Origin of the sequence: Neobacillus sp. YX16 (genome assembly GCF_030123505.1) — a bacterium.
GTDB lineage: Bacteria > Bacillota > Bacilli > Bacillales > Cytobacillaceae > Neobacillus.
Genome location: NZ_CP126115.1, coordinates 3,717,130 through 3,743,268, shown reverse-complemented (window position 1 = coordinate 3,743,268; position 26,139 = coordinate 3,717,130). Strand labels below are relative to the sequence as shown.

Annotated in this window: 26 protein-coding genes and 3 pseudogenes; 18 read left to right on the top strand and 11 right to left on the bottom strand. The window is 37.5% G+C overall.

From position 1 onward, the window contains the following. The first annotated feature begins 272 nt into the window (after positions 1-272). The 3 genes from QNH48_RS18220 (at position 273) to QNH48_RS18210 (ending at position 3,690) form a co-directional block, all read left to right on the top strand. Positions 273-1,364 carry a low temperature requirement protein A gene (locus QNH48_RS18220; RefSeq protein ID WP_283951450.1) on the top strand — a complete coding sequence of 364 codons (1,092 nt, stop codon included), beginning with the start codon at positions 273-275 and terminating at the stop codon, positions 1,362-1,364. A 297-nt stretch (positions 1,365-1,661) separates the two neighbouring features. Beyond that, entirely contained in the window at positions 1,662-3,146 is a 1,485-nt protein-coding gene (locus QNH48_RS18215) for an FAD-binding oxidoreductase (protein ID WP_283951449.1), read from the top strand. 13 nt (positions 3,147-3,159) lie between these two features. After that, on the top strand, positions 3,160-3,690 hold the full coding sequence (locus QNH48_RS18210; RefSeq protein ID WP_283951448.1) for a hypothetical protein: 531 nt from the start codon (positions 3,160-3,162) through the stop codon (positions 3,688-3,690). Between the two features lie 122 nt (positions 3,691-3,812). Here QNH48_RS18210 and QNH48_RS18205 read toward each other — a convergent pair. Further along, positions 3,813-4,178, bottom strand: a pseudogene (locus QNH48_RS18205) (L,D-transpeptidase); the annotation flags it as partial. Between QNH48_RS18205 and QNH48_RS18200 the strand changes: the two are divergent. The 7 genes and pseudogenes from QNH48_RS18200 to QNH48_RS18170 form a co-directional block, all read left to right on the top strand. Then, positions 4,171-4,440, top strand: a pseudogene (locus QNH48_RS18200) (DNA alkylation repair protein); the annotation flags it as partial. The pseudogenes QNH48_RS18205 and QNH48_RS18200 overlap by 8 nt on opposite strands. 422 nt (positions 4,441-4,862) lie before the next feature. Beyond that, entirely contained in the window at positions 4,863-5,675 is an 813-nt protein-coding gene (locus tag QNH48_RS18195; RefSeq protein WP_283951447.1) for an ABC transporter ATP-binding protein, read from the top strand. 54 nt (positions 5,676-5,729) lie between these two features. Further along, positions 5,730-6,524, top strand: a complete 795-nt coding sequence (locus QNH48_RS18190; RefSeq protein WP_283955812.1) for an ABC transporter permease — start codon at positions 5,730-5,732, stop codon at positions 6,522-6,524. A gap of 34 nt (positions 6,525-6,558) precedes the next feature. After that, entirely contained in the window at positions 6,559-7,575 is a 1,017-nt protein-coding gene (locus QNH48_RS18185; protein WP_283955811.1) for an ABC transporter substrate-binding protein, read from the top strand. 55 nt (positions 7,576-7,630) lie between these two features. Beyond that, positions 7,631-8,977, top strand: a complete 1,347-nt coding sequence (locus tag QNH48_RS18180; RefSeq protein ID WP_283951446.1) for an LLM class flavin-dependent oxidoreductase — start codon at positions 7,631-7,633, stop codon at positions 8,975-8,977. Positions 8,978-8,992: 15 nt separating this feature from the next. Continuing rightward, the gene (ssuE, locus tag QNH48_RS18175; RefSeq protein ID WP_283951445.1) at positions 8,993-9,514 is read left to right on the top strand and encodes an NADPH-dependent FMN reductase; all 522 of its coding nucleotides are present in this window, start codon (positions 8,993-8,995) and stop codon (positions 9,512-9,514) included. Between the two features lie 290 nt (positions 9,515-9,804). Next, positions 9,805-10,602 carry a CPBP family glutamic-type intramembrane protease gene (locus QNH48_RS18170; protein WP_283951444.1) on the top strand — a complete coding sequence of 266 codons (798 nt, stop codon included), beginning with the start codon at positions 9,805-9,807 and terminating at the stop codon, positions 10,600-10,602. Positions 10,603-10,737: 135 nt separating this feature from the next. On the opposite strand, the gene QNH48_RS18165 is transcribed toward QNH48_RS18170, so the two are convergent. From QNH48_RS18165 to QNH48_RS18155, 3 genes and pseudogenes are all read right to left on the bottom strand, one after another. After that, positions 10,738-12,381 carry a hypothetical protein gene (locus tag QNH48_RS18165; RefSeq protein WP_283951443.1) on the bottom strand — a complete coding sequence of 548 codons (1,644 nt, stop codon included), beginning with the start codon at positions 12,379-12,381 and terminating at the stop codon, positions 10,738-10,740. A 2-nt stretch (positions 12,382-12,383) separates the two neighbouring features. After that, the gene (locus tag QNH48_RS18160; RefSeq protein WP_283951442.1) at positions 12,384-13,163 is read right to left on the bottom strand and encodes an ABC transporter ATP-binding protein; all 780 of its coding nucleotides are present in this window, start codon (positions 13,161-13,163) and stop codon (positions 12,384-12,386) included. Positions 13,164-13,360: 197 nt separating this feature from the next. Beyond that, positions 13,361-13,774 (bottom strand): annotated as a pseudogene (locus QNH48_RS18155) (MerR family transcriptional regulator). A 279-nt stretch (positions 13,775-14,053) separates the two neighbouring features. On the opposite strand from QNH48_RS18155, the gene QNH48_RS18150 reads away from it, so the two are divergent. The 3 genes from QNH48_RS18150 to QNH48_RS18140 all read left to right on the top strand — a co-directional run bounded on the left by QNH48_RS18150 (position 14,054) and on the right by QNH48_RS18140 (position 16,699). Next, positions 14,054-15,094, top strand: a complete 1,041-nt coding sequence (locus QNH48_RS18150; protein WP_283951441.1) for an NAD(P)-dependent alcohol dehydrogenase — start codon at positions 14,054-14,056, stop codon at positions 15,092-15,094. Between the two features lie 281 nt (positions 15,095-15,375). Next, positions 15,376-15,546: a hypothetical protein gene (locus QNH48_RS18145; protein ID WP_165979002.1), complete on the top strand. Its 171-nt coding sequence runs from the start codon at positions 15,376-15,378 to the stop codon at positions 15,544-15,546. 238 nt (positions 15,547-15,784) lie between these two features. Then, entirely contained in the window at positions 15,785-16,699 is a 915-nt protein-coding gene (locus QNH48_RS18140) for a VOC family protein (protein ID WP_283951440.1), read from the top strand. 136 nt (positions 16,700-16,835) lie between these two features. Here the strand turns inward: QNH48_RS18140 and QNH48_RS18135 are convergent, their stop codons facing one another. The 3 genes from QNH48_RS18135 to QNH48_RS18125 are packed head-to-tail and all read right to left on the bottom strand — an operon-like array spanning position 16,836 to position 19,412. After that, entirely contained in the window at positions 16,836-17,621 is a 786-nt protein-coding gene (locus QNH48_RS18135) for an ABC transporter permease (protein ID WP_283951439.1), read from the bottom strand. A gap of 4 nt (positions 17,622-17,625) precedes the next feature. Then, on the bottom strand, positions 17,626-18,417 hold the full coding sequence (locus QNH48_RS18130; RefSeq protein WP_133367765.1) for an ABC transporter permease: 792 nt from the start codon (positions 18,415-18,417) through the stop codon (positions 17,626-17,628). Then, a complete protein-coding gene (locus QNH48_RS18125) occupies positions 18,414-19,412 on the bottom strand; it encodes an ABC transporter ATP-binding protein (RefSeq protein WP_283951438.1) in 999 nt (332 codons plus the stop codon). Before QNH48_RS18125 ends, QNH48_RS18130 begins: the two co-directional genes overlap by 4 nt. A 349-nt stretch (positions 19,413-19,761) precedes the next feature. On the opposite strand from QNH48_RS18125, the gene QNH48_RS18120 reads away from it, so the two are divergent. Further along, entirely contained in the window at positions 19,762-20,283 is a 522-nt protein-coding gene (locus tag QNH48_RS18120) for an ECF transporter S component (protein ID WP_095251558.1), read from the top strand. Between the two features lie 230 nt (positions 20,284-20,513). Beyond that, the gene (locus QNH48_RS18115) at positions 20,514-22,541 is read left to right on the top strand and encodes a YhgE/Pip domain-containing protein (RefSeq protein ID WP_283951437.1); all 2,028 of its coding nucleotides are present in this window, start codon (positions 20,514-20,516) and stop codon (positions 22,539-22,541) included. 90 nt (positions 22,542-22,631) lie between these two features. On the opposite strand, the gene QNH48_RS18110 is transcribed toward QNH48_RS18115, so the two are convergent. Further along, positions 22,632-23,063, bottom strand: coding sequence for a GNAT family N-acetyltransferase (locus QNH48_RS18110; protein ID WP_283951436.1), 432 nt, complete (start codon positions 23,061-23,063; stop codon positions 22,632-22,634). A gap of 110 nt (positions 23,064-23,173) precedes the next feature. On the opposite strand from QNH48_RS18110, the gene QNH48_RS18105 reads away from it, so the two are divergent. The 3 genes from QNH48_RS18105 (at position 23,174) to QNH48_RS18095 (ending at position 24,758) form a co-directional block, all read left to right on the top strand. Then, positions 23,174-23,626: a MarR family winged helix-turn-helix transcriptional regulator gene (locus QNH48_RS18105; RefSeq protein WP_283951435.1), complete on the top strand. Its 453-nt coding sequence runs from the start codon at positions 23,174-23,176 to the stop codon at positions 23,624-23,626. Between the two features lie 24 nt (positions 23,627-23,650). Next, positions 23,651-24,169, top strand: coding sequence for a spermidine/spermine N(1)-acetyltransferase (paiA, locus tag QNH48_RS18100; protein ID WP_283951434.1), 519 nt, complete (start codon positions 23,651-23,653; stop codon positions 24,167-24,169). 61 nt (positions 24,170-24,230) lie between these two features. Continuing rightward, entirely contained in the window at positions 24,231-24,758 is a 528-nt protein-coding gene (locus QNH48_RS18095) for a dihydrofolate reductase family protein (protein ID WP_283951433.1), read from the top strand. 140 nt (positions 24,759-24,898) lie between these two features. On the opposite strand, the gene QNH48_RS18090 is transcribed toward QNH48_RS18095, so the two are convergent. From QNH48_RS18090 to QNH48_RS18080, 3 genes are read right to left on the bottom strand one after another with little or no spacing between them, the layout of a single operon-like run. Further along, a complete protein-coding gene (locus QNH48_RS18090) occupies positions 24,899-25,168 on the bottom strand; it encodes a hypothetical protein (RefSeq protein ID WP_283951432.1) in 270 nt (89 codons plus the stop codon). Positions 25,169-25,171: 3 nt separating this feature from the next. Next, positions 25,172-25,561: an SHOCT-like domain-containing protein gene (locus QNH48_RS18085; protein ID WP_095251536.1), complete on the bottom strand. Its 390-nt coding sequence runs from the start codon at positions 25,559-25,561 to the stop codon at positions 25,172-25,174. Then, positions 25,561-25,932 carry a DUF2089 domain-containing protein gene (locus QNH48_RS18080; RefSeq protein WP_283951431.1) on the bottom strand — a complete coding sequence of 124 codons (372 nt, stop codon included), beginning with the start codon at positions 25,930-25,932 and terminating at the stop codon, positions 25,561-25,563. Before QNH48_RS18080 ends, QNH48_RS18085 begins: the two co-directional genes overlap by 1 nt. Positions 25,933-26,139: the final 207 nt, after the last annotated feature.

Below are 26,139 nucleotides of genomic sequence, written 5' to 3'. Positions count from 1 at the left end.
TTATCTGCTTTCTTCACCAATCTAAATTCTGGCTAAATATTAAAATTTGGGAGCATACAATTACAACGTGTTCTGAGGTTCGTTCTTTCTCAATACATATCAATGTAGTCCTAAAAATAATTTATAGATTTAATTATGGACTACACTTAACTAAGTTGTTCTATTATAGAAAGAACTTTTTAAATATCTTTGAGTAAAAACCTTTGCGTTAAATAATAGTTATCAACTAAAGTACTAAGTGAAACAAGTAATGAACAAGGAGGAATACAAAAGTGCAGGAAAAGAAAGTTACATGGTTAGAGCTTTTTTATGATTTATTATTTGTGGCGTCTGTTTCTGTTGCTACCCATGTTTTGCTTCATGTTGAAGACGGATATATACATGCAGAGTATTTAATAAAGTTTGGGTTGATTTTTATTCCAATCTGGTGGGCTTGGGTAGGGCAAACCATGTTTGTGAACCGGTTTGGACAAGATTTGTTTCATCAACGGCTATTTTTGATCCTACAAATGTTCTTTGTCCTAGTCATGACATCAAGCTTATCGGTTGATTTTGATACATATTATCTTTCTTTTTTAATTGGTTATATTGGATTGAGAGCCATAACGGCAATCCAATATCTTGTTGTCCGGCGCTTAGAAACGGGTTTTCGTAAAGAGGCAGCACAATATTTGGGAAGGTATTTTTGGATAGGAATCATTATTTCATTATGTTCACTGTTTTTTGATTCTTGGGTCCGATATGTTTTATTATATTTTGGTATTTTTATTGATATTATGGTCCCGGTGTTTGGCAGAAGGTATTTAGTAAAAGTGTCCACCAATACGGCACATTTACTGGAGCGATTTGGTCTATTCACTATTATTCTATTTGGTGAGTCTCTTATTAGCACCCTTGCGGTCATTCAACCTACACAAGGAGATTGGAATTCAATCGGATTTGCGGTTATTTCCTTTATCCTAATCATAGCGATGTGGTGGCAGTATTTTGATAATGTAGAAAAGAAAGTAGACAAGTCGATCCAAACTGCAGGCCAGACCATTATATACGGTCATTTGTTTATTTTAATGTCGTTGAGCATGATCGCAGCATCCATTAGACTATTGTTATTACATGAGGTCCACTATTTATTTATCCAATATTTCGTTTATGGCTCTGTATTACTCTATTTCTTCTCCACTACTTTTGTTTTCCATCAATATAGACATCAGCACCACAGATTGAAAATATATCATTTAGGATTATTTTTAGGGATCTTAGCATTCTTTTTTATTATTAATCTGATTTTTTCAGTACCAAATATTATAGTCATAGGGGAAATAACCTTGTTTTTTATCGTCTATGCTAAATTAACTACAACTTAACTAAGGCTTTATTTTAGTGATACTCAAGCGGTGTAAGAGGGGGAGGATATTCGTTGCTCCTTAATTAACAAGCCGTCACAATTTGGTGTATTAAAGGCATAAAGATCAGTTTCTTAGAAGTCCTCAGTCCTCTTGGTGAATTGAGGGCTTTTTTTAATTCTCTTACGAACCTAAATTGCCTACGGTTACTATAAAGGAGGGGAGAAACATGGCTATTTTTTTAAAAAAATTTGTATTGCATAGAATGGAAATATCCTGTTATATTTAGTGTAATATTACACTATTGGGGTTGATTTGTTGAAGCCATCACTAATAAAGAACAATAAACAGGTAATACATAAAAATCCATGGTTTCTTGGAATTGTAGTATGTATTTTTGTTGTCTTCGTGTCCTTAAGTATCCCTATCGAAAAAAGAAAATATGGACTCTCTCAGAGAAATTTGACAACAGATTATACAGGTCTGCTTCCTGAACGGATCGAAAGAATAGTAAAAGTAGGTAATCGGACCGAATTACAAAAAATTGTGAAGGAAGCGAATGAAAAGGGCCAGCATATTTCCATAGCTGGACTGCAGCATTCGCAAGGAGGACATACATATTACAAGGATAGTGTAGTATTGGATATGAAGACGTTCAATAAAGTCCTCGAAATAGATAAACAGCATAAAACGATAAAAGTAGAAAGTGGAGCTACGTGGGAAGATGTTCAGGAAGCGATTCAACCTTATGGGCTAGCTTTAAAAGTCACACAATCACAATCGATTTTCACCATAGGAGGATCACTTTCCGTTAATGCTCATGGGCGGGATATACGGTCTGGCCCAATGGCTGGAACAGTCAGGGAAATGACCATCTTGACTCCCACAGGAGAGATTAAAACAATAACTCAGAATGACTCTGAGGAATGGATGAAGTATGTATTTGGCGGCTATGGCTTATTCGGTGTCATTTTAGATGTCACTTTAGAATTAACGGAAAATGACGTTTACACAATCCATACAGAAGAACATAAAACACATGAGTATGAAGCCTATTTTGCAAAACTGTTAAGAAATGATGATACATCTATGCATTATGCAAGAGTAAGTGTTGCTCCGAATTCTTTTTTGAACGAAATGTATGTAATCGATTACATCTATACTGGAAAAACGGATGATCAAACGCCGCTTAAAAAAGAGCGCGGTGCCCGAATTGGTAAGCTGGCACTGGATCTTTGCCGGCAAGGCGGGGGGGTAGAAGATCTTTTCTGGGAAAATCAAAAGCTGCTGATTAAGTCACTCGACGGAGACGAAATTACTCGAAATAACGCCATGCGCGGGAATTCTGCTTTTATGGAATTTACAACACCTGGTCGGGTAGAAGTACTGCAAGAGTTCTTCATTCCAGTGGAGCAGTTTGAAGAATATATGAGTGATTTAAAAAGATTTCTCCCAGCTATTGATAAAAATGATGATTTTAAGATTCAAAACATTACTGTTCGTTATGCTGCAAAGGACAACTACACAAGTTTGAATTATGCCAAAGAAGATATGTTTGGACTCGTCATTTTAATCCAACATGGCTTAAAAGAAAAAGAGATTAATAATGCGAAAGCCATTATTCAGGGATGGACGGATTTGACACTCAAGCACGGAGGGGGATATTACCTCCCATATTATCCTTATCAAACAAAAGACCAATTTAGAATTGCTTATCCAAAGTGGGAGAAGTTTCAAGAAGAAAAATTAAAAAGAGATCCAAACGATGTTTTTCAAAATATCTTTTATGACCATTATTTTTAAGAAGGAGCCTCGGATGAAGAGTTTGAGTGAACGCTATGTCCCTTTGGTAGTATCAGTTGGCCAGGTTGTCATTTTTCCATACTATATCCTTTGGTTAAAAGAAGCCTCACTGACATTTACCTTATTTACTTGGTTTTTTGCTGCTTTTTCTTTTAGTGCTGCCTTTGGATATCGTCTATTCCGAGCTGGTAAAAAGCATGCCAATATGTATATTCCTTATATTTACATTGGGATGGGTAGTGTTTATATACTAGTAGGCTATATAAATAGTTCATTTGAAGTTCTTCCTTACATTGCTCTCTTATTTCAGGTTATTTTAGGATTCTTACAAGGTTACCATCACGCGTGGCATATAGAGCAGAATGCATATCGTTTACACGCAATTAATCACTATCTCCTTGTTGGGATGATTATGGTGGGGCTTTCCCTTGTAAAAATAATATCCCCAATATTCTTCATTACTACCTTTGGGACTGTTTTATTAATTTGCGGGATGGGGCTAAAATTAATGACAGTATACTTGAAGAAGGATCGTTGTAATTGAATGGGGCAATACATTCAGGTGGCAGATAGAAATTTTCGGTAGAACGAGGTTTTAGGAAGAAAAAAATAAAAAAAGAAAGAAGCAGAAATCCATCGATTTGCTGCTTCTATTTATGTTGGATTTTAATAAATTACAACTGGATCGTATTGGCTGAGATTATTATAAATGGATGCCATCACATTTGGAGGGACGTTGACACAGCCAGCAGAACCTGCCGTATTATAGGCATCACTTGCCCAATTTGTCCGCCAGCTGGCATCGTGGAACCCTTGGCCTTCATTCGTAAAGGGAGCCCAGTAATTTACCGGAACGGCATAACTTCCTTTACCAACTGCAGTGCCTCTGAGAACGGAAGGTGACTTTTTATAAAGGATATACCAAACACCCGGATGTGTATCTTCTCCTGTGCTGCGTTTCCCTGTGAATACATGGGTTGTGACAGCCAATTGTCCATTTTTGTAAATCCAAATCCGCTGTTCCGCAAAGCTTGCCGGTATGCTTGAGCAGGTGGAAAAAACGATTCACGATTCTCCTGATCGAACGAAGTCCGCTATGAATAATTTTATGTACACAGTGGGAATTTCATATTTGCCACTCCATGATAAAGCCGTTGAAACGGCTAAGGCAGTAGGTCCTGTAGAAATGAAGCGGGGCAAGAAAAATAGCACCATCCTGCTTGCGTCAGAAAATATTCAAAAGGAATTAGATAGAGGAAAGCTTGGTTTCAAACGCAAATATGTAAGGTGCTAGCATAGCTTGTAGTGTAACAACACTAACGGGAACAAGAGCTCAATACAGTTACCTTTAGTCTATGGCAATAGAGGAAACAGTAATTCATAATACCCAATTCTGATATCTATTGTAAAAGTTTTCAAAATGTTGTTGATTTTTTTATGAAAGCATACTATGATATTAAAAAAAGTAATCCAATAAACTTAATCGGAATAATAAGGGTATCAAATTAAGGTAAAAAAGCAAGGAAAAAAAGCAAGATAATCGTGATGCAAAATGAATCAGTGACTTCTGTCCGACTGGTAAACCAGAGGCTCAGAGGACCAACGTTTAGTCGTTGGCCTTTGAGCCTTTTTTTATTAAAAAGGATATAGCAATGCCATTAATGGGGGTGTGAATAACATTATTAGGCTTAAAAATGATGAAATGGAGTGAAGTAAATGACAGCAGCGAAAGAAAAAATCAGGTTTGAGCAGGTAACAAAAACCTTTACTGTTCGAGATTCGGGACAAAAGGGCGCCACAAGAGACTTTACAGCGGTAAAGGAGATAGAGTTTACCGTAAAAGAAGGAGAGTTTATCACATTAGTAGGACCAAGCGGTTGTGGAAAATCAACGTTACTTGACTTACTAGGCGGGCTGACAACACCATCAAGCGGGCGCATCTTAATAGATGGGAAAAGAATAACAGGTCCAGGGCTCGACCGTGGTATTGTCTTTCAGCAGTATGCTTTGTTTCCATGGAAGACGGCCCGCGGCAATATTGAATTTGGTCTAGAAGCAAAGGGTATACCGAAACATGAATGGAAGGAGCAAGCAAACCATTTCCTTTCTTTAGTGGGTCTGAGTAATTTTGGAGACCGTTATCCGCATGAACTCTCAGGAGGAATGAAACAACGTGTAGCGATTGCTAGAAGTCTAGCATTTAACCCAGATGTCTTGTTAATGGATGAGCCTTTTGCTGCACTGGATGCACAAACAAGGGAATCCCTCCAAAGTGAGCTTCTACGCATTTGGGAGAAAACAAAAAAAACGATAATCTTTATCACCCACGGGATCGATGAGGCCGTTTATTTGGGAGAGCGAGTAGTCGTGTTAACACCAGGTCCTGGTACGGTAAAGGAGATTGTAGATATCCCGCTAAAATCAAGATTAGAAGATGCTGATATCCGCTCCCATCCTGATTTTGGGAAATTACGTCATCAAGTTTGGAGTTCATTGCATGAAGCCGAATACCAAGGTATGAACATTTAAACCAATAGAGAGGGGTTCTTTCAAATCGAAACGATAAAATTGATTCCAACCACCATGCAGCCAAGTAAACCAAAACTCTTTGTATTATCAAGCTTGGGAAAGATTTTCAAACAGTCCATTGTTTTAATTGCCTTATTTTTAGTTTGGGAAATAGCACCTAGAATTGGCTTAGTGGACCAAGCATTCTTTCCGACTTTTTCTAGTGTATTAATTTCTTGGTGGAACTTAATCATTACAGGTGAGCTTTTCGCACATTTTGCTGCGAGTATTACGCGGTCATTTACTGGCTTTGCACTAGCAGTAATCATTACCATCCCGTTAGGATTAGTGATTGGCTGGTATCCGCTAGCAAGAGAATTATTAAATCCAGTGTTAGAGTTGTTTCGAAATACAGCAGCACTAGCCTTGCTGCCGGTATTTATGCTGCTGATGGGAATTGGTGAAACGTCAAAAATTGCCATCGTAATATTTGCCTGCACTTGGCCAATTCTTTTGAACACCATTGCAGCAGTAGGAAGTGTAGATCCCTTATTGATTAAATCAGCACGTTCTATGAATATTTCTTCGGTTAAGCTTTTTCTCAAAGTGATTTTACCAGCATCCGTGCCAATGATTTTTACTGGGATTCGTATGGCAGGTACAGCGGCAATTTTAGTGTTAATTGCAGCAGAAATGGTAGGGGCAAAAGAAGGTTTAGGATATTTAATTACGTATTCACAATACAACTTTCAAATCCCCGAAATGTATGCAGGAATTTTAACGATTGCTTTGCTAGGGTTATTGATCAATCAAGGATTAAGTTTGCTCGAACGCAAATTTTCAAAATGGAAGCAACAAGTAAATGGATGAAAAAAGTAAGATTGATAGATAAGGAGAAACGATGATGAAAAAATTAGTCATGCCTATTTTTATAGTGGTTGTTTTAAGCATAATTTTATCAGGTTGTTCAAGTAATAAATCAGCTGCTAAAGGAGAAGAAGATAAGGTTCTACAATATCAAGGTTCGCCGGGTGTTGTCAGCTACCCTGAACTGGCAGAGGATTTAGGCTATTTAGGAGACTTGAAGCTGGAGTATATCGGTGATAGTACAGGCGGGCCAGAAAGTATCCAATTAACAGCGACCAAGCAAATTGATTTTGGTGCAGCATTTAATGGAGCGATTATTAAATCGTATGCAGAAAACGTAAAATTAAAATCAGTCGTTGGTTATTATGGCAGTGATGAAAATACGTACATGGGGGCCTATGTGCTGGAGGATAGTCAAATAAAATCTGCTAAAGATTTAATTGGTAAAAAAATTGGTGTCAATATTTTAGGTGCTCATGCTGAATTTGCCGTTAAAGACTATTTGCGTAATGGCGGTTTAACGGAAAAGGAAATTGAACAAGTGACCTTAGTAACAATACCGATGTCAAATGGAGAACAGGCGCTGCGAAATCATCAGCTAGATGCGGTTGTGCTTGGCGGACCTTCAAGTATTGCAAGAGACCGGGCTATAGAAAGAGGTGGAATAGTAGAATTATTTAGAGATATTGAAGTGTACGGATCAGAGTTTACGGCAGGTGATTTGTTTTTTTCAGAACAGTATATCAAGGACAATCCGAATACCGTTAAGCAAGTGGTTGAAGGAGTGGCAAAGGCAATAGATTGGGCACAAACAGTACCTAGGGAAGAAGTGATTTCTCGCTTTGAGGATATTATCAATAAACGTGGGCGCAAGGAAACAACAGATAATTTGAAGTATTGGAAGAGTTCAGGAATTGCAGAAAAAGGTGGTGTCATAACATCATCGGAATTTGAAGTTTGGATAAAATGGCTTGTGAAAAATGGTGAATTAAAAGAAGGCCAAGTGAAGGCAGAGGATTTATATACAAATGAATTTAATCCATTTGCAAAATAATTTATTGTGATTAAATCCGACTAAACAAATAAGATAAATAGGAGTGGTTGTAGTTATGAAGAAGAAACAAATGAAATTAGGAGCATTTTTCCATTTGCCTGGGCATCATGTAGCGAGCTGGCGATATCCTACTTCAGGGGCAAATCGTGTCTTAGATTTGGAATTTTTAACGGAATTAGCACAAAGTGCTGAGCGTGCTAAATTCGATATGATATTTTTTGCGGATGTATTTGGTCAACAGCTTTCTGAAGGCGGGCATTCAGCCATGTTGAAGCTGGACCCAATAGTCATTATTTCCGCACTGGCGGCCGTTACGAAAAAAATTGGTTTAACGGCTACATTGACAACAACCTACAACGAACCGTTCCATGTGGCGCGTAAATTTGCTGCCATTGATCATCTTTCGAAGGGCCGGGCAGCTTGGAACGTAGTGACATCGGCAAATGCTGGTGAATCACTTCTATTTGGCAAAGAAAAACATTTACATCATGCTTCCCGATATGAACGTGCTGAGGAATTTGTGGATGTTGTTAAAAAGCTATTTTTTTCAATTGAAGAGGATGGGCTTGTGATAGATAAGGAAAAAGGAAAGTTATTAGATTTGAAGAAGGTACATCATGTCGATCATGAGGGAAAATGGTTTAAGGTGAAAGGAACGCTTGATGCTCCATCGACCCCGCAAGGACATCCGGTAATCGTGCAAGCTGGTTCATCTGAAGCTGGAAAGGAACTTGCAGCGAAAACGGCCGAAGTTATTTTTACCGCATGGCAAACACTAGAAGAGGCACAAGCTTTTTATCGTGATGTTAAAGGTCGTCTATCTAAATATGGCCGCAAGCCGGAAGACTTAAAAATAATGCCTGGTGTGTTCATTACAGTGGCAAAAACGGAGGAAGAGGCTCGTGATAAGCAGCGATTGTTAAATAGCTATATTTCTCCTGAAGTAGGTTTAGCTTATCTATCAAATTTCACAAATATTGATTTGACTGGGTATGATGTGGATGGTCCATTGCCAGAGTTTAATGGAATTGAGGATAAAACCAATCCGCTCATCCGTTCTAACATCATTCGTGAAATTGCTAAACGGGAAAACTTACAGACATTACGAGAGATTTATGAACGTATTGCGGGGGCTCGTGGTCACCGAGAAATCGTTGGAACACCTATACAGATTGTAGATCAATTAGAAGAGTGGTTTTTAAACGAAGGAGCAGATGGTTTTAACATTATGCCTCCTACTTTCCCTGATGGTTTTAATGATATTGTTGAACTCGTGATTCCAGAATTACAGCGCCGAGGCTTATTCCGAACGGAGTATGAGAGCGATACGCTGCGAGGAAACCTAGGGCTTTCAAAGCCCGCAAACCCAGCCATTCATTCGTCACATCCAGTAGGGCTATAAAAGGAGAGAATGTAAATGAATAAAGCCGTAATCATAAATGGAGGCAATACTAGGAATTCACGATTAACAGCCATACAACAAAGGGTGGAAGTATTTTTTGAGAATGAAGCAATCGCTTTTCAATCCATTTACGTACATGAACTTCCTGCGGAGGACTTGATCACTGCAAATTTTAAAAGTGAGGCGATTAAGCAAGTAAATCAACAAGTAGAAGAATCACAAATAGTGGTCATTTTAACTCCTATTTATAAAGCATCTTATACGGGTATTCTAAAAACCTATTTGGACTTACTGCCTCAAAAAGCATTGGAGGGGAAGATCGTAGTACCTTTGGCAGTGGGTGGTTCGGCTTTTCATCTATTAGCGATCGAATACGCATTAAAACCAGTTCTATCCGTATTAGGCGCAACCGAAATTCTAAATACGGTTTATATTATCGATAAACAAATTGAACGTTTAGCAACAGATGGTTTCCAGATTGATGAGGAAGCGGAAAAGCGTTTAACAACAGAATTGCAAAAACTACTCTCTAAGTAATGAATTGAACTAGGAACCGTTCGTTATGGGAAGTATGCTGCATTAAATGGCTGTCACAATAGCAACACATTAAATTCTTTGGATTTTATATCCAGAGCGATTTAATGTGTCTTTTTTTTCAGGGGATTGGTGCAAATAAAATCCACACACAATACATATTCAATAGTTAGGATCATAATTAGTCACTGCTTGTTTTGACCTGGGAATATCATATAGAAGGAATACGGTTTTCTAGAGAGGAATAATCATAAAACAGATAGATAAGGTTTTCTACTTAAGGGGGAGATTCTTTGAAAAATTATTTATCAATGATAGGAAATTACTTGCTTTATTTAGCAGTGATGATTGTGGTCATCCTCATCTACAATATTATTGTGAACCCGATCTTAGGTTGGGGACAATTCGGAACAGGCGAGAACATCGCAGTCCAGCTGTTTTTTGTGTTGGTAGCAACCATTGGACTTTCGGCCATTGTGTATAAGATCAAATACAGGGTACTGAAACAAACCTCTGAAAGTTTTTGGGGGATTCTAGGGTTCTCGAAGATTAGTTTGGGCAGTTGGATATACATGATCATCATCGGCTTGGCATTTACTCTTCTAAATGCTGCAGTAATGAAATTGTTACTCCTTCATAACATACCTTCTCTAAATGACTTTACCGAAAGCTATTATCACTCGGTTTCCTTTACCACTTTAATTGTTTCCTCAGTGATAACCACGGCCCTTGAATTGATTGTATTTATTGGCATCATGTTTAATGAAGCAAGAAAAAATGTTCCGGTTTTTTGGCCAATTTTAGGTATCGCCCTCATTATAGCAGTGATACAGGCGCCAGGCGGAATATGGATGCAGCTTTTAGGGGTTGCTTTAGGTTTCGTATATGGCTTTATTTATGTAAAATCTTCATCTATATGGTCAGTTATTACAATCGGTGTTGCCTTTAATGTGAGTCTATTCAGTATGAAGAAAATCGGCTGGCTGGATTCTATGGAGAATATTTCGGAAATTAGCCTAATTATACTTGCAGTCGTAATGGCAATCTTTCTTCTTGGTAGCACTGTTTGGTATTGGAGAAAATCAAAGTAAATGATTTAATATTAATTTGAACGGTTGCCTACTATGAGTTAGGCAACCGTATTTTTCTTATCCTGGAATGAAGAATAGTCGTAAAGTAAATTAAATAACACTTATATATAACTAAATAGCACTTTTTCTAATCAATTATCCATGAATCTTATCCCACGTAATAGTAAAAGCTAGTTTCCATAGTGTTCCCAGATAGAGAATGGCAACCACTAAATAAAAGTAGATTCCATATGAGAACAATGTGGTGGCATAATGCAGCCCGGCAAATAAGGCAACAAACAGCATTAATCCAATAAAGATAGCAATGTTGCTGTTTTGATTGTACTCATCGAAAGACTCTGAAAAGGGAATTGCTTTTTTTATAATCATAAAACAAATGACAGCAAAGGTACAGGCGTTTATAAATACGACTACAAGGTCCGGCAGAATTCTCAACCCAAATAGTGCAAGAAATATGATACTAAGAAACATGTAAACTGGCAAATACAGATTGAAAACAAACGCCTTTATCGTACCGCTAAACATCGGTTTTAGCTGTTTTATTGGTGCAGCTCTATAAATCCACGCACCTTTATATTTTCCAGAGAATTTCAATAGTACCAAGATTGTTGGGATGATGATTAAGCTAAAGTATACCGTTAAAAACGATTTGCTTGTGGATAGCTGATTAAAATCAGTATTAAAGCCATTCATGATAAAAATAAGCGGAATCACGGCGGAAAATCCTAAAGATGGGTAGACCTTTAATTTAAAATCTCGTTCATTTTTCATCATGGTACTGGCAAAACGGAAGAAGGCTCTTTCCTCATCTGAGCGACAAATGATTCGCAGAAGCAAACGGCCCAACTTTCCACGTCGCTTTTCTTTTGCCTTTCCGTGGTAAGAAAGCTTTTGAAGGTTTTGCTCGAAAGCGGGATTGAGCTTAATATAAATCCATATGGATAAAAGAGGCATCAGAATCCCTAGCAAGGTGAATAAAAGGTGAAACAAATGCGCGTTACCATTCATAATTACTTCCATCATTGCGCCATACCACATCGGAAAGATGAATACCTGCCACCATTGCGGTTCGAGTGAAATGCTCAAGTCAATAAACTCAAAGGATCGCACAAGTAGTTGATACCCCACCATGATTCCTAGTGATAATACGATTTGTACATAGTTAATGATATCTTTTAATTTTTCCCCATCAAAGAAGCGTAAAATAAACAAATAGATAAGCGCAGTTAATACCACAATAAACAGGTCTATTAGGATTATAGAAAGTACTGTGGTTAGGAAAAACAAGAACCCATGTTTGATAAGTCCAACAATCATAGGGATGCCGGCCAGTGCAATGGTTAAGAAAGACAAATAAATAAGTATATGTATTATTTTCGTCATGCTAATGGTTCGTTTATCAACCGGCTTTGGAAACAGAATGTTTCGATCTCGGATGTCTAGTAATACAGATGAAAAATCAGAAATCATAGATGTCATGATAAAAAAGGTAAAAATCCCATAAAAGAGACTCATTTGAAACAGGTAATTTTCACCCATAAGGATAAATGGAATCATGAACAGACCGAATAACACGTAGATCCATAAGGATTTAATATATTGATTGTTCGTATCCTTTTCTTTCTTTTTCGCATTTTGTGAAAAAATGGTGGGCACACGGCGTCCATCCATCGTTAGCTTTACTTGTAAAATTCTTCTCATAATCTTGTAATCTATTCCAAAGCGGCAGAATACCTTCTCGAACACATCCAATAGCTTCAGAGTGCGATAGTCCTGCATTCTCACATCTCCTCTACAATCGATACAAATCTTGCACCAAGTTCTTTATGCTGACTAAACCCTGTCAGCTGGTTGAAAATCTGTTCAAGTGAGCCTTCGGCATTTTGGTGTTTTAACTCTTCAAAGGTACCGTCTGCAGCAATTTTTCCGTCATGAAGAAGGATAATGCGGCTGCTTATTTTTTCGACCACATCCATAATGTGGGAAGAGTAGAAAATGGTTTTTCTCTGTTTAGCAAGTTGAGTCATGATTTCTTTGAAAATCATCACACTGTTTGCATCCAGACCATTAATGGGCTCATCAAAAAACAAAAGCTCTGGATTATGTAATAAGCTCGAGATAATTAACAGCTTTTGACGCATGCCTTTAGAGTACGAAGCAATTCGAGAATGATAGACTTCCCCGACCCCAAATAGGTCCATTAAGCATTTTGCCTTATAGTCAGCAAGCTCAAATTCAAGGCCATATAATTCGCCAACAAAGGTTAAATATTCATGGCCGGTTAAATTGTCGTATACTTCTGCGATTTCCGGCACATAACCGATGTTTCTTTTATAATCAATATTCCCATCTGAAATATCATGACCGAAGATTTTAATCTCACCAGAATAGTCATCTTCAATGCCAAGCATGATTTTAACGGTGGTGCTCTTTCCTGCTCCGTTGGGGCCAATATAACCAATGACTTCTCCTCGTTTTACTTGAAGAGACACACCATTTAAGACACTCTTTTGGCCATAATTTTTCTTTAAATCCTTAATGGTAAGGATAACTTCTTCCATTGATTGAATCCCCATTTCTGGATTATTTCCATATTAATCCTTTTTCTATAGTGTAACATATAAAAAATCAATGAAACTATTATCTAAAGGAAATTTCAATTGCCTACAAAAAAATAGTAGTTTAGTACTTGATAAAATGTAATAAAAAGCCGATGAGTATAACCTTTTTTAAGGTTTTACTAATCGGTTTAATTTTTTTAGGTAGTGGAAATCTCTATTTTATCGTTTTTATGAATTTCTTCCGTTCCGGCATCTAATGCAGTCTTGTAATAGCTGCATTTATGCTCGATGACTTCCATTTGTTTTTTCAGTTCTTATATCTGTGCTTCTACAATAGCTTTTCGATCGATAAACATGTCATACCTTTGTTGCAACGTGGAATCCCCATCAGAACACCAATCAATGAAATTTTTAATTTCCTTAATGGGCATCGCGGTGGATTTCAGACATTCAATTATTTTTAAAGCTTCGATATCGGATTCTTTAAACTGCCGTGTTCCGTTGGGTGTCCGTTCTACAAAAGGCATAAGTCCTTCCTTATCGTAGTAACGCAAGGTATATACGGTAAGATTCAATTCTTTTGCGACTTCACTGATACTGTATGTCTTCATCATTTCACTCCTATTCTTTTTGATATAGACTTCGAGTTAACTATATGGATGATGGGAATTTATCATGTAGTATGTAATATGTCAAATGGTTGATTAACAAAAAGGGAATGAAGGATAAAAATATAAAACTTTTTGAACTTAGGTATTGACCTAGAGTTAACTCGAAGGATTAATATTGGTTTGCAAGAGAAAAAAGTAGGGTAGCAATGAATAGAGGGGATTGAACCCCGAACAAACGCATCCTCTAAAAAAAATATAAATTACTTGGAGGTTTTATTCATGATAACTGCTAAAGCAAGAGCTGTGGACGGTCCAGACAAACACTTTCGAGCTGCTGAAATTAAACGACGCGATCTTGATTTACATGATGTTCTAATTGAAATTAAATATGCAGGCATCTGCCATTCTGATATCCATACTGCTCATGGCGAGTGGGGGCCAGTGAACTATCCACTCGTGCCTGGTCATGAGATTGCTGGAATTGTGACTGAAGTAGGAGCAGAGGTCACAAAGTACAAAGTCGGTGACCGGGTAGGGGTTGGATGTATGGTTGACTCCTGTGGCGAATGTGAGAATTGCCATAAAGGAGAGGAACAATATTGTCTTAACGGAAATGTTCCTACCTACGCTGGTGTTGACAAGTACGGCGAGTCAACTCAAGGTGGATATTCAACACACATAGTCGTTACTGAGGACTTTGTAGTCAGAATTCCTGATAGCATTGAGCTTGACGCCGCAGCACCATTACTTTGCGCAGGAATTACGACCTATTCACCATTAAATCATTGGGGTGCGGGTCCAGGTAAGAAAGTCGCGGTTGTTGGTATGGGTGGACTTGGTCATATGGCTGTCCAAATTGCACATGCCATGGGTGCCGAGGTTACTGTTCTGTCACAAACATTGAAGAAAAAGGAAGATGGTTTGCAATTAGGAGCAGACAATTACTATGCAACAAGCGATCCAAAGACGTTTAAGAAACTCGCGGGTTCGTTCGACCTTATCATAAATACAGTAAGCGCTAAGATCGATATTAGTGCCTACCTTTCGCTGCTGGCGCTGGATGGTACAATGGTCAACGTCGGTGCACCAGCCGAGCCGTTGTCAGTTAACGTATTCTCACTTATCGGTCATCGCCGTTCATTTGCAGGTTCAATGATTGGAGGCATCCGTGAAACTCAGGAGATGTTGAACTTCTGTGCAGAACACAACATTGCTACTAAGATTGAAGTCATTTCAGCTGACCAAATTGACGAAGCTTACCAACGAGTATTAGCTTCAGATGTGAAGTATCGATTCGTGATTGACACCAGCACTATGTAAGTTGCGTATATGATAAATTTAAATGGTAAATCCGAGGATGATCAAAAAGCCTAGCTTTTTGATCATCCTTTTTGGATTCTTTATCCAGAGCTATTTAATGTGTCTTTTATTATCTCTAGAATTCATCAATAAACACGAGCGAATTATATCGTGTATCCTCACTTTAAATATCTTGGGCAGAAATATTTGAAAGCTACTTTTATGTTAAAGAAATGAAACTAAAAAGATTTTGATTCGTAACACTGATTAGAAGAAAATAAAATAAACTGGGGGTTTATAGTTTGGGATTTTATTTCTACTTAACCATCATTATAGGCTGTTCTCTACTGTATTACGGGTATGTTAAGAAAATAGATAATGAACTAAAGATGAAAGAAATAGAGTTAGAGGAAAAAAAGTTAGAGCTGGAGATGAAAAAATTAGATCAAGATAATAAGAATAGCTTCCTTTGAGGAAATGCTGCATGACCAAATACTGCGTTTGGTTTGTGGTGGGAGCAGGGTATAGAGACTGAAGAGAAACCATTCAAATTGAAAGGCAATAACCAGATTTGTGAGTGCCATTTTCGTAAGAAAACTAGCCAACATTAAAATTGGCTTTTTTTGTGCTTATTTAATAAGCGTAATGCATTTTCTTTTTCTCGGAATGGGCAGTATACTTCAATAATAGAGAAATAAAGGAGGAATACATATGTCAAAAACAAATCAAAAAATTGTTCCGCATTTATGGTATGACAAGGAGGCAAAAGAAGCAGCTGAGTTTTACGCTTCCATATTCCCGGACTCGAAAATTACGGATGTAAGAACGATCCATGACACACCATCAGGCGACTCCGATATCGTCTCTTTTGAGATTTGGGGGCAAAAGTTCATGGCAATCAGCGCAGGGCCTTATTTCAAGATCAATCCATCGGTGTCCTTTATCGTTAATTTTGACCCTTCACGAGAAAAGGACGCAGTTGAAAAAATAAATGAGGTTTGGAACAAATTGTCCGAAGGTGGTACTGCGTTAATGCCACTTGATAAGTATCCGTTTAGCGAGAAGTACGGCTGGATTCAGGATAAATATGGATTGTCCTGGCAGTTAATGCTTACTAATCCAGCAGGTGAAGAGCGGCCTGAAATTGTGCCGTCACTTTTGTTTGTCGGAGATCAATGCGGCAATGCAGAAGAGGCGATTAATTTTTATTTATCAATTTTTAAGAACGGAAAGCAGGGTCATACCGCCCGCTACACTAATGGTATGGAACCTGATAAAGAAGGAACCATCATGTTCGCGGATTTTAGCTTAGAAAATCAGTGGTTCTCAGCAATGGATAGCGCGCACAAGCATAAATTCAATTTTAACGAGGCTATCTCATTTATGGTGTATTGTGACACACAAGAAGAGATTGATTACTATTGGGATAAGCTCTCTGCAGTTCCTGAAGCCGAGCAATGCGGCTGGTTGAAAGATCAGTATGGCATATCATGGCAGATTGTGCCAAGTGAGATGGACGAGATGATGATTAAGGGCACACCTGAGCAACTTGAGCGCCTAACGAAAGCATTTCTTAAAATGAAAAAATTTGATCTTGTGGAATTACAGAATGCATACAAGGGATAATGAGAAATACAGAATAGAATATAAGAATTTTATGCGGAAGTAGAAAAAAAGATAGCCCTTTGAAAGCCTGTTTGTGGGGTTTCTTAGGGCATCTGATAGTCTTTTGAATCTATATTATTTCTTTTCAATTCAAATGTTAATTCCCAGCCCCACGATATTTCTTCACTCCCGCATTCCACAGAAGAATCGCAATTCCGAGGAAAAGGATTCCCATAACGGGTGTAAAAAAGGCGTAGCCATACCATTCTTCACGATTTAGAAAGTAGGAAGCTGGATACACACCGACAAAGGCGAAAGGTAAAATCCATGTTAACACAAATTGAATCACCTTGTTGTAAATGTTAATAGGGTAGCGTCCGTAATTGCTGATGTTATACATCATTGGCATTATATCGGTACGGCTGTCAGACCAAAATCCAATCGTTGCAATCGAAATAAAGATCCCTGCATAAATAAATGCTCCGCCAATTACCATGACAATAAAGAGCAAAACATCATACCATGCAAAGGTTAAGTCTAGGTTATTAATGGCATAACCCATAACCAATAAGCCTGTAATGGCACCGAATAAAGATTCCAGTTCGATTCGTTCCAAGATAATTTGGAAAAGGCTGTGAACGGGGCGTGTCAAAATACGGTCCATTTCTCCTTTGACAATATAGCGTTCATTAAAGTCCCATATGTTAAAAAAGGACGAAAATATCGCATAAGGAACTAGGAAAAATCCATAAATAAAAATGATTTCATCTCGGTTCCAACCGCCTAAGAAGGCTGTATGACGAAATACGATTAAGATGAAAATCAAATTGACACCTTGAGATAATAGGTCAGAAAGGATTTCAATAATCGTATCAATACGATAAGTGAACCTGGTTTTTAAATATTGAGAGGCATATTGAAAGAACAATGATAGATAAAACATTGGCTCAGCCTCCTTGTACAATTAAATGTTTTTTTGCTAATGACCATAAAAGCCGGATCGGAATAAGTAAAATGACAACCCAGAATACTTGTGTAAGCAAAGCGTTATAAATCTCCTGACCAACAAAGCCTTCTGTAAAAATCATACTTGGAACATAGCTGATTGCTTGAAAGGGCAAATAGGACATTAATTCCTGAGCCCATGCTGGATAAAAAGAAATAGGGAGGAGTAAACCTGAGAACAAATCGATCACGACACGTTTTGCTCGAATCAACCCTGTGTTATTAAATAAAAAGAACGTCATCATACCGGTTAATAAGTTTATATACGTATTAACAATAAAACTAAAAACAAGTGAGATAAAGAAAAATAGCCACGTTGTCAAGCTAGCATCGAAGCGGACTGGAAAAATTAATGCTACGATAATCATACCTGGGACTGAGAAAAACAATAAGCGAAAGACTCCTTCCCCAAGTGCCTGCATGGTTTTCATCCCTAAATAATTATACGGGCGAATCATTTCAATGGCGACTTTGCCGTCTTTGATTTCCGCAGCAATTTCACGATCAATATTGTTATAATAAAACGCTCGTGCCATCCAGGCGACTGCCACATAGGTGGTCATTTGAGCGACGGACAATCCTTGAATCTCTTCTTTCCCACCATAAATCGCAGACCATAAAAAATAGTAGGCTCCAATATTGATACTATAGATTAAAATCCCACTATAATAGTTTGTCCGGTAGGCGAGCATCATTAAAAACCGAACCCGGATCATTTCTAAATACATACTCATGTGAGGGCCATTCCTTCTTCATAGATCTTCCGGACAATCTCTTCCGTAGAAACTTCATTGATTCGGACATTTTTAATCGGATTCCTTTGCACGACATCACTAATTAATTGAGAGACCATTTGTTCATCCCCATTGATATACCCAAGCCACGTGGTCGCATCTTTTTGTTCCCATTGAATATTTTCGACACGAGGAAGGCTGCTACGAGGGACCTCTGACAAAAATTCAAATTCAATTTGTTTTCCCTCTACTGCATGTGCTTGAAGCTGATTCAGCTTACCGTCATAGATGATTTTTCCTTCATCTAATAACACCACTCGTTCACAAAGGGCTTCAATATCCGTTAAGTCATGTGTGGTCAAGAGTATGGTGGTTTTATATTGCTCGTTAATTTCTTGTAGAAACTTACGTATTTTTAACTTCACCAACACATCTAGCCCAATCGTTGGTTCGTCCAAAAAGAGGAGAGGAGGATTGTGTACGAGAGCGGCTGCTAATTCACAGCGCATCCTTTGTCCAAGAGACAGCTTTCGTACCGGTTTATCTAGTAAAGGACCGATTTCTAGGGTTTCAATCACATGGCCCATATGATGGTTATAGTCCTCATCCGAAACACGGTATACTTTTTTCAATAACCGGAAAGATTCTTGAACTGCGATATCCCACCATAGCTGTGACCGCTGACCGAATACCACGCCAATGGTACGCACGAATTCTTCCCGCTGCTTATGGGGATTCATCCCATTTACGATAATGGAACCAGATGTGGGGGTCAATATGCCGGTTAACATCTTAATCGTCGTTGATTTACCAGCACCGTTCTCTCCAATATAGCCAACCATTTCCCCTTGTTTAACGATTAAGGAAATATTATCAACGGCCGCATGGATTTTATAATTTCTCGTAAATAAATCCCGAAAAGCTCCAGCCAAACCTGGTCGACTTGTATAGGAATTAAATTCTTTCCGTAAATTTTGAACCTCAATGACATTCATTTCGTTTCCTCCTAGGAGTTTAAAAGAAAAACATGATATTGAAAACGGTATTACCAATCTTATATAATAACGTTAGCTAGTTTTTCATGCAAGTAAGGTGCACTATAATTCAGGTTGTAACTATTATTTACAAAAATTCAAGTCTTAGCATTTAGCAAAGTGTAAAATATAAGCATCGATAGAAAATAAGATAAATTAAAAGCTTGATGATAGGAGATTTTTGTATTTATTCAGTATCCATAATGCGCCATGAAGTTGTTTGGGACTATGGATAAAATTAGTACATTTCTCTATTTAAAAGTTTAGGATTGTATGATATTATTTTTAAAAAACAGTAAAGGTTGTCCATATGAATTCACTATTTGCACCAACAGAATCAACGAAAACAAAAGCCATCGTCATCAATTCTCTTTTTATCGCATTAACCCTTGTAGCTACGATGTTCATCAACATAAAGCTCCCAATCATGGGTAACGGAGGTCTAATCCATCTCGGCAACGTACCTCTTTTTATAGCAGCCTTTGTTTACGGTAAAAAAACAGGGGCAGTAGCAGGTGCCTTCGGAATGGGCTTATTCGATCTTCTCTCTGGCTGGGCACTTTGGGCACCATTTACATTTATTATTGTAGGTGCAATGGGCTTCGTAGGCGGACTAATTTCCGAAAAAGTACCGGGGAAAAAGATTTATGTTAACACTCTGGCCGTTGCTACTGCACTCATCATTAAAGTGGTTGGCTATTATTTTGCAGAAGTGCTCCTTTATGGTAACTGGATACAGCCATTCGGTTCCATCCCTGGAAACATCATGCAGGTCGCAATAGCAGGTATAATCGTAATACCTCTTGTAGGTCGCTTAAAGAAAAGAGTTTGATTCGTTCAAGGGGCATTGCTAAAGTCTTGTTCGACCCCACCACAGTATAATAGAAAAAGGCACTCACAATTATTGACTTATCAATAGCTGTGAGTGTTTTTTTGTTTTTCAATAGGATGAGGAGTTGATTGGAGTTTTGACTTGAACGGTACGGTTTTGATTTTGGGATAAAAACACCATTATTTACAACAATAGAAATAGTATGTTGTGGAATGGGTGTGTTTTGATAAATGAGGAAAATATGGAGTATCTATACTACTGATTGGAAAAATATCTTCAGTGTTCCGACAGTGGTATTATTGGTGGTTGGACTTATGCTGCTTCCTTCAGCATATGCATGGTTTAACATCAAGTCGATGTGGGATCCGTATGGGAATACTTCAGGCATCATCGTTGCCGTGGCAAATGAAGATGAAGGCGCTGTAGTTAGCCTAACCAACCAAAAGATCAATGTTGGAGAAGAAACGATAAAAGCTCTAAAAAAGAATAAAAAGCTTGGCTGGGTGTTTGTCGACGAGAAAGAAGCTAAACGCGGCGTAAAACATGGAGATTATTATGCCTATCTTATGATTCCAAAAGAATTTTCTAAGAAAATTACAAGTATTTTAGAAGCAAATCCAGAAAAGCCGCAAATCGTTTTTGGTGTAAATGAAAAAATTAATGCCGTAGCACCTAAAATTGCTGCCACTGGTGCCACAGGAGTAACAGCCCAAATTAGTGAAGCTTTTATCAAAACAGTAGGAGATGCAATTTTCTCGGCATTTTATAAAGCAGGAGTGGAACTTGAAAAGGATTTGCCGTCCATTCTTTCTGTTGAAAACCAAATCTTTGAACTTGAAAAGGCACTCCCGCAAATTGAGGAAATGGGGAGGAAAGCGATTGAATTGGAAGGGAAACTACCTGAAATTCATGAGAAAGGCCAACAAATTATTGCCATGGAACAAAGGATTCCTGAACTTGAACAGGTGGGAGCGAGTATCCTAAAAGTGGAGGCAAGCCTGCCGCTTGTCAAGGATGCGGGTGAACAAGTGTTAATTATGCAGGAAAGGCTCAGTGATATTTCTAGAACAAATGCCATCATCAATGACGTTGTGACACAAATAACCGAAATAGAAACCCAAATAAAACAAGCAATGGATAGTGTCAATGAGGCAAATCAATCAGATACCAATTCGGAGCAGTTAACTTCACTATACAATGAACTAATGAACATACATGGAATCATCCAAAGTACCCGGACGGATTTACAGCAAAAGGTAGATCAGGTTACGGGTGGGATTAATTCAGCAGCAGACTTTGTGAAAGATGTCCTGCCTACGGTTGAACAAAAAATCCACAAAGCAGCTGAATTTGTACGGAACGACCTGCCTAAAGTAGAGTCCGATATTCGTGAAGCCGCAGATCTAATTCGTACCAAGCTTCCAGCGGCAGAACAAGCGATCCATAAGGCAGCTGATTTTGCCAGAAATGATTTGCCGGGATTTGAAGAAAAAGTAAGGAATGCAGCAGATCGACTCAGACAGTTTAAGAGCAGTATCAATATGTATGATTTGATTGAATACTTAAAGCATGATCCGAATAAGGAAAGCAGTTTTTTAGCAAAACCAATCCTGTTAAATACAGAGCGGATTTTTCCAATTCCGAATTACGGGTCAGCGATGACCCCCTTTTATACCATGCTCGCGCTTTGGGTAGGCGGCACACTTCTAGTGTCTTCACTACGAGTGGATGTAGAAAACGTGGAAAGTCAATATAAGCACTACCAAATTTATTTTGGAAGATTATTAACATTTTTGACCATTAGTATTCTCCAAGCGGTCATTGTATCTATCGGAGATGTGTATTTAATCCATGCCTATGTCGCGGACAAACTTTGGTTTGTATTATTTAGTATTTTTATCAGCATTGTATTTACCATTATTATTTATACGCTATGTTCGGTGTTTGGCAATATTGGAAAGGGGCTGTCCATTATCTTACTGGTATTGCAAATTTCCAGTTCAGGTGCAACCTTTCCGGTAAGCTTGACGCCAGCCTTTTTTCAAATGCTGCACCCGTTCATGCCATTCACTTATGCGGTTAGCATACTGCGTGAAACGGTGGGTGGTATGATTAAGGCCATCGTGATAAAAGACACCCTTTTTCTGCTAATTTTTGTTGGCGTTAGCTTCCTTTTGGCATTAGCACTAAAACGGCCGTTGGGCGGGTGGATTCACCGTACCTCTGAAAGGGCTAAATCGACCAAGATCGTCCCATGAAACACTTTATTAAAAACACCCCGTAAATGTTAGTAAAGTATATAACACTTACGGGGTCATTAAAGTAATTCCATTATGCAGTTAATGACCCTATAAATCTTTTGTCATCAACAAATGCGGAATTCCATCCTCTATAAATACACTTGATGAACTCTGATAACCTAGTTTATTATAAAAGCCCTCTGCCTGTGATTGACCGTGTAATTTGACACGTGTTGTTCCTCTATCCTGTGCAATTTCCTCTAATGCGGTAATAATAACTTTTCCAAGTCCGAATTTTCGGTATGGTCCTAGAATGCAAATTCTCTCCAATTTTCCAAACTCATCAACCCATCTTACCCTTCCCGTTCCGACTGGTTGTTCTTCGAAATAGACTAAGATATGTGCACATTGACCATTCAGATTGTCAAATTCGTCATATTCATCCTCTAAGGGAACGCCTTGTTCCTCAACAAATACCTCTTTCCTTATGTGAAATGCTATCCTTAAATCTTCTTCCAACGTTACTCTTTTTGCCTTCATATTTTTCAATCCTTTAAATTTTTTATTGTATTGACAACAATATTAGATTAAATTAAATTTATAGTAATTATGTTGTAATTGCAACGAAAAACTTCATCTAAGGAGACAATATGAAAGAAATTTTACGCGAAATTGGAATGATTGCTAGAGCATTAGATTCTATTAGTAATATAGAATTTAAGGAATATGAGCTTACTAAGGGTCAGTATTTGTACCTTGTGCGGATATGTGAAAACCCCGGCATCATTCAAGAAAAGGTAGCTGAAATGATTAAAGTAGACCGAACTACAGCAGCCCGTGCTATAAAAAAACTCGAAATGAATGGCTTTATTGAAAAGAAAGATGATCAACATAACAAGAAAATTAAAAAACTCTTTTCAACAGAGAAAGGGAAAACTGTATATCCGTTTATTAAAAGCGAAAATGATTATTCCAATACCGTAGCATTAGAGGGATTTTCCGAAAGAGAGGTAGAAACAATTTTCGACCTTCTTCAAAGAGTAAGAAAAAATATAGAAAAAGACTGGGAATTTGTGAAAAAGGGAAACAAGAGAAAATATTGATTAGATAAAGGAGCACTTATTTTAATGAATATATTTATAAAACCATGTACCATTGAAGACTTATGCATACTTCAAGATATTAGTTATGAAACATTTAATGAAACCTTTAAGGACCACAATTCACCCGAAATAATGAATGCTTATTTGGAAAGAGCATTTAACGTAAAACAATTAGAAAAAGAATTATCCAATATCTTTTCCCGATTCTTCTTTGTTTATTTTAATAATGAAGTGGCTGGATATTTAAAGGTGAATACCCATGACGCTCAGTCGGAAAATATGGGTGAGGATTCCTTTGAAATTGAGAGGATTTATATAAGAGGTAAATATCAAAAACTAGGGCTTGGCAAATATCTCATTAAAAAGGCGATAGAAATAGCGGTGGAACAGGGAAAAAACAAAATCTGGCTTGGTGTTTGGGAAAAAAACGAAAACGCGATTGCTTTTTACAAGAAAATAGGATTCGTTCAAGCTGGTACGCACTCCTTTTATATGGGTGATGAAGAACAAATAGACTTTATTATGATCAAATCACTTGTCTAATAAAATTTGTTAATATAATAATAAGTTTTGAGCGAATCTTAAACAAGGTGAGGAGATCCAAATGAAGAAACAGCGTGACATTATTTTATATATTGGTACTTCAATTGATGGTTATATCGCAAATGATGATGGTACATTAGAATGGTTGGAATCAACAGAAGTCGAAGGAGATTCCGGCTACAGTACACTCCTTGAGAGAATTGACAGTGTTGTAATGGGAAAAGGAACGTATGATGTCGTTCGTGGATTTGATATTGACTATCCTTATAGTGATTATAAAAATTATGTGTTTTCTAAATCTGTTAGCGGGTCAGATGAGTACGTATCATTTATTAATGAAGACGTCAAAACTTTTATTCATAAAATTAAACAAGAACCTGGTAAAGATATATGGTTGATTGGTGGAGGAAATTTAGCTCGTGAATTTTTCAAAGAAAATTTAATTGATGAAATCCAACTAGCCATTGCACCCGTAATATTAGGGAAAGGAATCTCCCTTTATATCGGAGATGATATTACACAAAAATACACGTTAACGAAAGTAGAAAAATTAGGTCAACTTGCAATGCTTCATTATATAAAGAAATAATCTGGATCATCTTTCCCCTTTTTGGTAGGGGGAAGAATGATTAAATGTGTGTTTCTCCAGTCTGATTGATTAGAAAAAGACGCCTTCTTATTAAAGAAGGCGAAGCCGATTCCCTTAAAAAATACGAATTAGAAGTTTTATTAAAGCTTCACTTCTACCTCAGTTCCATCGTTCAATTTCGTTTCAAAAAGGATAACTCCACTATGCTTAGATAATCCCTGCAGCAAGGGCTTCAAATCTTTTCTTTCAATCTCTGGGAAGATGAATTTGCTGCCATCCTTTTTAATTGCTTTATTTATTAAGAGATTAATCCTTTTTGATGTAATAATATAACTAACCAAATTTAAAACACCATAGGGAACGGGAATGGAAAATCGTATATCCTTTGCTTTCACCTTGACTTTTAACATAATTTACTCAATCACCACAAAAACTTTATCCCCATTGGCCGAGGTGATGTTAACAATCTCTCCGTCCAATTCGTTTTCAATTGCTTCGATGAGCAAGTCTACGTTAATATCTTTTACATATTTTTCTGCCTCAGGTATTTTTTCAGCAATATTTGTGCCTACTTTTAAAACAGCTTTTACCAGATTAATTGGCAAATTTACATTTACATTATCACCTTGTTCGGAGGTTACACGAATCTTTAACATTTTAGTACCATAGGGGGCTTCTTTTTTTAATGTCACTAGCTCTGGCTGATCTTTGCCTTGTAAGATAGAAATTAATTCACTTGCTTTTTCCTTATCAATCTTGCCTTCCTCCACGAGCGTTAAGACTCTTGAAATTTCATCCTTCATTAAACTTCCCCCTCTTTTAATAACTGAATGGCTTTCTCAGCCGTAATTTCGCCTTTTTCCAATAACGATACTATTTTTTTCTTATCCACTTCGGGCTTCTTTTGAGAGGAATATCCCAGAGTAGAGTTTATTTCATCTAATTTCCCTCTGACAGTCGGATAGGAAATTCCGAGCTCCTTCTCGACCTCTTTGATATTTCCACGGCATTTAAGAAAAATCTCAATAAAATGCAGCTGTTCCTGACCTAGAGATGCCAGTCTTGAAACTTCAAATTCATTTTCAATTGTTGTCTGGCAATGGTTACACTGTAGCTTAGTGATTTTAAGAGACCTACTGCAAACAGGACAATTAGTGAGTAAAGGATATGCCATTCTGTTCCCCTTTCTTTTATTTATTCATATCATACACTATTTCTTTAAATTTTCAAATTATTTTTTAAAATTATTTATATAAATTTATATTTTTATTCAATAAGTTAATTTTAATATTAAATAAATTAATATATTGAACATATAAGTTAAAATAAAAAATAGACTCATTAGAGAGTCGGAAAAGAACTAATCATCGGTGGTGTTACC